General features: G+C 64.3%; 8 protein-coding genes and 1 riboswitch. Of the genes, 4 read left to right on the top strand and 4 right to left on the bottom strand.

What is annotated here, in order from left to right; translation table 11 throughout:
* Positions 1-266 (top strand): hypothetical protein (locus DBR22_RS24120; RefSeq protein WP_219928107.1); only part of this gene is annotated, 266 nt, incomplete at its 5' end.
* A gap of 121 nt (positions 267-387) precedes the next feature.
* Here DBR22_RS24120 and DBR22_RS10610 read toward each other — a convergent pair.
* Positions 388-1,677 (bottom strand): adenylosuccinate synthase, encoded by a 1,290-nt coding sequence (locus DBR22_RS10610; protein ID WP_108598990.1) that lies wholly within the window; start codon positions 1,675-1,677, stop codon positions 388-390.
* A gap of 276 nt (positions 1,678-1,953) precedes the next feature.
* Positions 1,954-2,060, top strand: a riboswitch (SAM riboswitch).
* 12 nt (positions 2,061-2,072) lie between these two features.
* On the opposite strand from DBR22_RS10610, the gene DBR22_RS10605 reads away from it, so the two are divergent.
* The gene (locus DBR22_RS10605) at positions 2,073-3,281 is read left to right on the top strand and encodes a cobalamin-independent methionine synthase II family protein (RefSeq protein ID WP_108598989.1); all 1,209 of its coding nucleotides are present in this window, start codon (positions 2,073-2,075) and stop codon (positions 3,279-3,281) included.
* A gap of 215 nt (positions 3,282-3,496) precedes the next feature.
* Complete coding sequence (locus DBR22_RS10600; RefSeq protein ID WP_108598988.1) at positions 3,497-4,129, top strand: uracil-DNA glycosylase; 633 nt, start codon at positions 3,497-3,499, stop codon at positions 4,127-4,129.
* Between the two features lie 167 nt (positions 4,130-4,296).
* Here the strand turns inward: DBR22_RS10600 and DBR22_RS10595 are convergent, their stop codons facing one another.
* The 3 genes from DBR22_RS10595 to DBR22_RS10585 form a co-directional block, all read right to left on the bottom strand.
* Positions 4,297-4,722 (bottom strand): DUF3151 domain-containing protein, encoded by a 426-nt coding sequence (locus tag DBR22_RS10595; RefSeq protein ID WP_108598987.1) that lies wholly within the window; start codon positions 4,720-4,722, stop codon positions 4,297-4,299.
* Positions 4,723-4,724: 2 nt separating this feature from the next.
* On the bottom strand, positions 4,725-5,744 hold the full coding sequence (fbaA, locus tag DBR22_RS10590; RefSeq protein WP_108598986.1) for a class II fructose-bisphosphate aldolase: 1,020 nt from the start codon (positions 5,742-5,744) through the stop codon (positions 4,725-4,727).
* A 284-nt stretch (positions 5,745-6,028) separates the two neighbouring features.
* A complete protein-coding gene (locus tag DBR22_RS10585) occupies positions 6,029-6,715 on the bottom strand; it encodes a TrmH family RNA methyltransferase (RefSeq protein ID WP_108598985.1) in 687 nt (228 codons plus the stop codon).
* A 52-nt stretch (positions 6,716-6,767) separates the two neighbouring features.
* Here DBR22_RS10585 and DBR22_RS10580 point away from each other — a divergent pair, with 52 nt between their 5' ends.
* Entirely contained in the window at positions 6,768-7,598 is an 831-nt protein-coding gene (locus DBR22_RS10580; protein ID WP_181365128.1) for an HAD-IIA family hydrolase, read from the top strand.
* Positions 7,599-7,698 lie beyond the last annotated feature (100 nt).

Genomic DNA, 7,698 nt, shown 5'->3' with positions numbered 1-7,698 from the left:
TCACAGTTCCGTCCGGCCCCATCAGCCTGAACCTGAACAACGAATCGGCGTCCACAAAAACTTCAAACATCCCGGCCATGACAAATCCTTCCGGTCTGCGGATGATCAGCTCCGGCGACGTCCTCGCCACCGGCCTGCCCGAACGCGTTGCTGCGTCCGGTCCCGCGGGTCTGGTCGAACGATCTGTTGATCAGTTCAGCGTGTGCTTAAGAGTCTGGCCGCCGCAGCGGCGGCCTCACAAGACCGGCCGGGTTAACCCTGTGTAAATTGCGTAACACCGCCGGAAGACCGCCGCCCGGGCAGCGGAGCCCACGCACGCTCCCTTAACCGACGACGCCGGCGGGCCACCCTCCCAGGTGGCCCGCCGGCGTCGTACTGGTGTTGCTTCTAGTCCTTGATGAGGTCGTTGACCACGATGGTCTGGTCCCGGTCGGGGCCAACACCGATTGCGGAGAACCGGGTACCGGAGAGCTTCTCCAGGGCGAGCACGTAGTTCCGCGCGTTCTCCGGGAGATCCTCCAGGGTGCGGGCGCCGGTGATGTCCTCGGTCCAGCCTTCGAAGTACTCGAAAATGGGTACTGCGTGGTGGAACTCGGTCTGCGTCATGGGCATTTCATCGTGCCGCACGCCGTCGACGTCGTACGCCACACACACCGGGATCTGCTCGATGCCGGTCAGGACATCCAGCTTGGTGACGAAGTAGTCCGTGAAGCCGTTGACGCGGGAAGCGTGGCGGGCCAGGACGGCGTCGTACCAGCCGCAACGGCGCGGACGGCCGGTGTTGACGCCGAACTCACCGCCGGTCTTCTGCAGGTACATGCCCATCTCGTCGAACAGTTCCGTGGGGAACGGCCCGGCGCCGACACGCGTGGTGTAGGCCTTGATGATGCCGATGGAGCGCGAGATGCGGGTGGGGCCGATGCCGGAACCCACGGACGCGCCGCCCGCCGTCGGGTTGGACGAGGTGACGAACGGGTACGTCCCGTGGTCCACGTCCAGGAACGTGGCCTGGCCGCCCTCCATGAGCACTACTTTGCCCTCGTCCAGCGCCTTGTTCAGGACGAAGGTGCTGTCGATGACCAGGGGGCGCAGGCGCTCGGCGAAGGAAAGGAAGTAGCTGACGATCTCCTCCACCTCGATGTCGCGGCGGTTGTAGACCTTGACCAGGAGTTCGTTCTTCTGGCGCAGCGAGCCTTCCACCTTCTGGCGCAGGATGGATTCGTCAAAGACGTCCTGGACGCGGATACCCAGGCGGGCCACCTTGTCCATGTATGCCGGGCCGATGCCGCGGCCCGTGGTGCCGATGGCGCGGCTGCCGAGGAAGCGCTCCGTGACCTTGTCCAGGACCTGGTGGTAAGGCGCTACCAGGTGGGCGTTGGCGGAAACGCGCAGTTTGGAGGTGTCCGCACCGCGGGCCTCCAAACCATCAATTTCCTGGAACAGAGCCTCCAGGTTCACCACGCAGCCGTTTCCGATGATGGGAACCGCGTTGGGGCTGAGGATGCCGGCCGGAAGGAGCTTGAGCTCATACTTCTCACCGCCTACGACGACGGTGTGCCCGGCATTGTTGCCACCATTGGGCTTAACGACGTAGTCCACACGGCCACCCAAAAGGTCTGTGGCCTTGCCTTTTCCTTCGTCGCCCCACTGGGCTCCTACGATCACGATTGCTGGCATGGGATCCTCCCCCATTCGTTCGGGCCGCACTCCGGGCTGACCCGCCGGCGGTACGCCGGACGGTTCACCGAAAGACGGCGCCGTTCATGAGAACGCCCCGAAGGCAACAGCCTGGCGGGAACGGTTTGGACGCCCTGCCACGCAAGAGTTCGGGGCTCTTACCACCCAAGTTTAGCCGATGCCGGAGTTTCTCCACTCGTTCGGCCTGGCAGGGCTTACACGCGAAACAATCCGGCCCTGACTTGCCCGGGCCGTGCAGATGCCATTAAGTGAGAGTACCCATCCGGAGCGGCCGAGAGACCTGGATCGTTGACGCCGCAGCAACCGCGCATGCGCAGGGATTTTCCTGCCGGCACAGGTGCTACTGCCAGGACCGATGGAAAGGAAAATTCCCCATGTCGCTCAACACTGACCACATCCAGGTCACCCACGCAGGTTCCTTGCCCCGCACGCCGGAGCTGATCGCAGCAAACGCCGCGAAGGAAACCGAAGGCATCACCCCGGAATTCCTCGAACTGCTTGAATCGTCGGTGGTGGACGTCGTCCAGCGGCAGAAGGACCTTGGGGTGGACATCCCCAACGACGGTGAGTACGGGCACACCATGTCCACTTCGGTGGATTACGGCGCATGGTGGAACTACTCGTTCGCGAGGCTCGGCGGCCTGGAACCGACAGACGTGGACCGGTGGAAGGACGCCACCGTGCACCGCTCGTCCCCGGGACACATTGTGCTGACCTCATTCCCTGACCGCCGCGACCGCCTGGCTTTCAATGACGCCTACACCGATCCTTCCTCCGGGATCCTTGCGCACCGCAAGAGCGTTTCACAGCCAAAGATCACCGGGCCGCTAACCTACACAGGACAGGACCTGGTGAACTCCGATGTCACCAACCTGAAGAAGGGGCTGGCCGCCACCGGCCTCACCCAGGGCTTTGTGGCATCCCTGTCCCCCGGGTCCTGCGCACGTGTGGCCAACGATTACTACACGTCCGATGAAGAACTCCTCTACGCCTGTGCAGACGTGATGCGCGAGGAATACAAGGCCATCATCCACGCCGGCCTGACCGTCCAGCTCGACGATCCGTCCCTGGCGGAAAGCTGGGACCAGATCAACCCGGAGCCGACGCTGGAGGACTACCTCAAGTTCATCCAGCTGCGGGTCGAGGCCACCAACTGGGCCCTGCGTGACCTGCCCCAGGAACAGATCCGCCTCCACGTCTGCTGGGGTTCCTGGCACGGTCCGCACACCACCGACATCCCCTTGGCGGACATTATCGGCTCCGTGCTGCAGGTCAACGCCGGAGCGTACTCCTTCGAGGCCGGCAACGTCCGTCACGAGCACGAATGGCGGGTCTGGCAGGACACCAAACTGCCCGAGGGCAAGGTCATCATTCCCGGCGTGGTCTCACACGCCACCAACGTGGTGGAGCATCCTGACCTGGTGGCGGACCGGATAGTCCGTTTCGCCGAGGTGGTGGGCCGCGAGAACGTGATCGCATCCACAGACTGCGGGCTGGGCGGCCGCGTCCACCCGCAGATCGCCTGGGCCAAACTGGACGCCCTCGGCGAAGGTGCCCGCCGCGCCACCAAGCGCCTCTGGTAGGTCTTTTCGATCCAGCCGCAGGGTCCGTCCTGTGCCTTCCATCACGGGAAGGCCCGGGACGGGCCCTGCATTTTGCGGGGCTTGCTAAACTGATAGAGACCGACCAGGAATCGGTCCACAACACATTTCAAACCACCCCGGACTTGCCGTGCCCAACGCGCGCCCATTTTCCGGATTGGCAGCAGCACCGATCCCCGCAGGAGACATTGCACTTCATGACAGCCCTGGCACCCGAATCTTTCCGTGAACAGCTCCTGAACCGCCGTTACGATCCCAATGTTGGGGCAGTCAACGAGCTGTGCGATTCGCTGCAGAGCGTCAAGCCGCACACCGTGGTCCCCTACGTTGACCCCATGCACGACGTCGACCAGTGCCGCATCATCAGCCTCTTCTCCAACATCGGCGAGGCGGACCCGTCCGGCTTCATCACCGCGGGCGACGACGACGCCACCACCCGCATGCTGGGCATCCAGTGGAAGCTGGGCCTGCGCCCCGAGTGCGTCATGCCGTGGAATGTCCACCCGTGGCACACCGCCGGTGAGCCCAACGGCAAGTTCACGCCGGACCAGATTTCCTCCGGCCTCAAGCCCCTGCTCAAGTTCCTGGCCCTGGTGCCCCGCGCCTCGGTGATCGTGGCCCACGGCACCGAAGCCAACCGCCTGGCCAACCTGCTCCTGAAGACCGAGGTCCCCATGATCTGGCGCCGCGGTCTGAAGACCTACAAGGTCCGCAGCCTCAGCGGCCGGGCCTTCGCCGGAACCCCCGCCCGGCAGGAACAGTACCTCGAGGAAATGCGCGTCGCCTACGCGGACGCCATGGCCCGCACCGGCCTGCAGAAAGCCAGCTGAACACTGGCCTGAATAAAGGCCACCTACGACGGCGGCGGGTCACCTTTTCGAAAAGGTCTTGACCCGCCGCCGTCGTATTTTTAACCACAACGCAGGGTCACTTCCCGCCCAAAAACCATGGTTTATTGGGCGGGAAGTGACCCCGCGTCGTGTTGGTTGGCGCTGCGTCAGGCCTTCGCCTCGATGGCTGCCTTGGCTGCAGGATCGGAGTCGTTCAGGAACTTCTCGATCCGTTCCGGCTCTTCCGCTTCGCCGATCGCCGACGAAGCCCGGCCCAGGGAGTAGAGCGCCCGCAGGAAGCCGCGGTTGGGCTCGTGCTCCCATGGGATGGGCCCGGTACCGCGCCAGCCGTTGCGGCGCAGCGAGTCGAGGCCGCGGTGGTAGCCGACACGGGAGTACGCGTAGGAATCAATGACGCGGCCCTCGGCCCAGGCTTCCTCGGCCAGCACAGCCCACAGGAGCGAGGACGTGGGGTTCTTTGCCACGAGGTCCAGGGCTTCCTGGCCCGCTTCGAGCTGCTGGTAGACCTCGGTCTCGGCAGGCAGGAGCGTGGGCTCAGGGCCCATCAGGTTTTTCCGGAACTCGTCAGACATGCTTAGAACGTCTTTCCGGCGGAGCCGAGCTGCTTGGTGGCCTCAACGACGCGGGCAGACAGGCCGGCCTCGGCGGAGGCGCCCCAGACGCGGGGATCGTAGAGCTTCTTGTTGCCCACTTCGCCGTCGACCTTCAGCACGCCGTCGTAGTTCCTGAACATGTGGTCCACCACGGGACGCGTGTAGGCGTACTGGGTGTCGGTGTCGATGTTCATCTTGATCACGCCGTAGGAGACGGCGTCGGCGATTTCCTGGTCCGAGGAGCCGGAGCCGCCGTGGAACACGAGGTCGAACGGGCTGTTCTTGCCGAGCTTGGCACCCACCTGGGCCTGGATGTCTTTGAGGATCTCCGGGCGGAGCTTCACGCCGCCGGGCTTGTACACACCGTGCACGTTGCCGAAGGTCAGGGCGGTGATGTAGCGGCCGTTCTCGCCCGCACCGAGGGCTTCGATGGTGGCCAGGGCGTCTTCGACGGTGGTGTACAGCTTGTCGTTGATGGCGTTCTCGACGCCGTCTTCCTCGCCACCGACGATGCCGATTTCAACCTCGAGAATCATTTTTGCGGCGGCGGTGCGCTCCAGCAGTTCGCGGGCGGTGCTCAGGTTCTCGTTCAGCGGTTCGTGCGAACCGTCCCACATGTGGGAGTTGAAGATCGGATTGCGGCCGGCCTTGACCTCGGCTTCGGACGCTGCGAGGAGCGGCAGGACAAAGCCGTCCAGCTTGTCTTTGGGGCAGTGGTCCGTGTGGAGTGCGATGTTGACGCCGTAGTTCTTGGCCACTTCACGCGCGAACGCGGCGAAGCCGAGCGAACCGGCCACCATGTCCTTGGTGGCTGCGCCGGACCAGTAGGCGGCGCCGCCGGTGGATACCTGGACGATGCCATCGGACTCGGCCTCAGCGAAACCGCGCAGGGCTGCGTTCAGCGTCTGCGAGGAGGTGACGTTGACGGCTGGAAATGCGTATCCGCCCGCCTTTGCGCGGTCGATCATCTCGGAGTAGATCTCTGGGGTTGCAATGGGCATGCTGACTCCTAAAGTGAATTTCGTCTGCGGGCCGATCAGGCCCTGGAGTGAACCTCGTCGGCTAGGAACCATCCTAGCCAGTTCTTTCCCGGCGCCGTGTTTCCGGTCACGCGGGCCGGTAATACTCCCGCCGGCTTTGGGAACGACGCCGCCCCCGGACGCTCTCTCAGTTAATGTCGCTTAATTCCCAACGCTCTCTCACTTTCTTGAAGAAAGTGAGAGAGCGTCGGCCAGAAATCCGCGTTAAGTGAGAGAGGGTGCCGCGTAGAGGTAGGGACGCGGTGTCAGACGTGCTGGTTGAACACGTGCCGGCGGATCCACGCGTGCATGGCGATGGCCGCGGCGGAGGCGGCGTTGATGGATCGGGTGGAGCCGAACTGCTCGATGGAGAGGGTGGCCAGGGCCGCTTCGTGGACTTCCGGCGTGAGCCCCGGCCCCTCCTGGCCGAAGACCAACACGCAGTCCTTCGGCAGCTCGTAGGTTTCCAGCGGCACGGAGTCGGGGAAGATGTCGATGCCGATGATGGCCAGCCCCTCCCCCTGCGCCCACGTGACGAAGTCCTCCACGGTGGGGTGGTAGTGGACGTGCTGGTAGCGGTCGGTGACCATAGCTCCGCGCCGGTTCCACCGCCGTCGTCCGATGATGTGGACCTCTTTGGCGAGGAAGGCGTTGGCGGTGCGCACCACCGTGCCGATGTTCATGTCGTGCTGCCAGTTTTCGATGGCGATGTGGAAGTTGTGCCGCTTGGAATCCAAATCCGCCACGATCGCGTCATGCTTCCAGTAGCGGTACTGGTCAACAACATTCCGCCGGTCGCCGTCCGCCAACAGTTCGGGATCCCAGTGGTCGCCGGCCGGAGCCTCGCCCTCCCATGGCCCGACGCCGACCTCCGGCTTTGGTTCCGACGGCGGCTCTGGCGCTTCGCCGTTCAGTGGCTGCGGTTCGGCTGGGTTCCCGGGCGTTTCATTCACCCCTCAACACTAGACTGGAGCGTTGGAGCATCCATCACCGGCGGAGGTAAACGTGGCAGAGACAGACCAGGTCAAGGGATCACCCGCGGTTTACCGCAGCGGCCAGGAGATTGAATGCTGGCTGACGGACATGGACGGTGTGCTGGTCCACGAGAACCAGCCGGTCCCGGGAGCGGCAGATCTGATCCAGCGCTGGGTGGACACCTCCAAGCGCTTCCTGGTGCTGACGAACAACTCCATCTTCACGCCGCGGGACCTGGCCGCACGGCTGCGTGCCTCCGGGCTGGAAGTCCCCGAAGAGAACATCTGGACCTCAGCACTGGCAACTGCGCAGTTCCTCAAGGACCAGGTGCGGGGTTCGGGATCCGGAAACCGCGCCTACACGATCGGGGAGGCGGGGCTCACGACGGCGCTGCACGAGGCAGGCTTCATCCTCACCGACCAGGACCCGGACTTCGTTGTGCTCGGGGAAACCCGCACCTACTCCTTCGAGGCCATCACCATGGCCATCCGCCTGATCCTGGCCGGGGCCCGCTTCATCGCCACCAACCCGGACGCCACCGGCCCGTCCAAGGACGGCCCGATGCCGGCCACGGGGGCCATCGCCGCGCTCATCACCAAGGCCACCGGCCGGGAACCATACATCGTGGGCAAGCCGAACCCCATGATGTTCCGTTCGGCGATGAACCAGATCGACGCACACTCAGAAACCACCGCGATGATCGGTGACCGGATGGACACTGACATCGTCGCGGGGATGGAAGCGGGCCTGCACACGGTACTGGTACTGACCGGCATTACCCAGCGGGAGGACATTGCATCCTATCCGTTCCGGCCCAACCAGGTACTGAACTCCGTCGCTGACCTGAAAAACCAGATCTAGAAAACAGAGACCCTGGACCCGCCGCGGGGCAGCGGGAAGAACTCGTCCAGCAACTGCTCCAGGATGGGCCGGTAGACGGTGGGATTCCAGCCCGGGCTGG

Source organism: Arthrobacter sp. HMWF013 (genome assembly GCF_003061105.1).
Taxonomy (GTDB): domain Bacteria; phylum Actinomycetota; class Actinomycetes; order Actinomycetales; family Micrococcaceae; genus Arthrobacter.
Note: the sequence above shows the minus strand (reverse complement) of the source record. Positions and strands in the feature narration are given on the sequence as shown.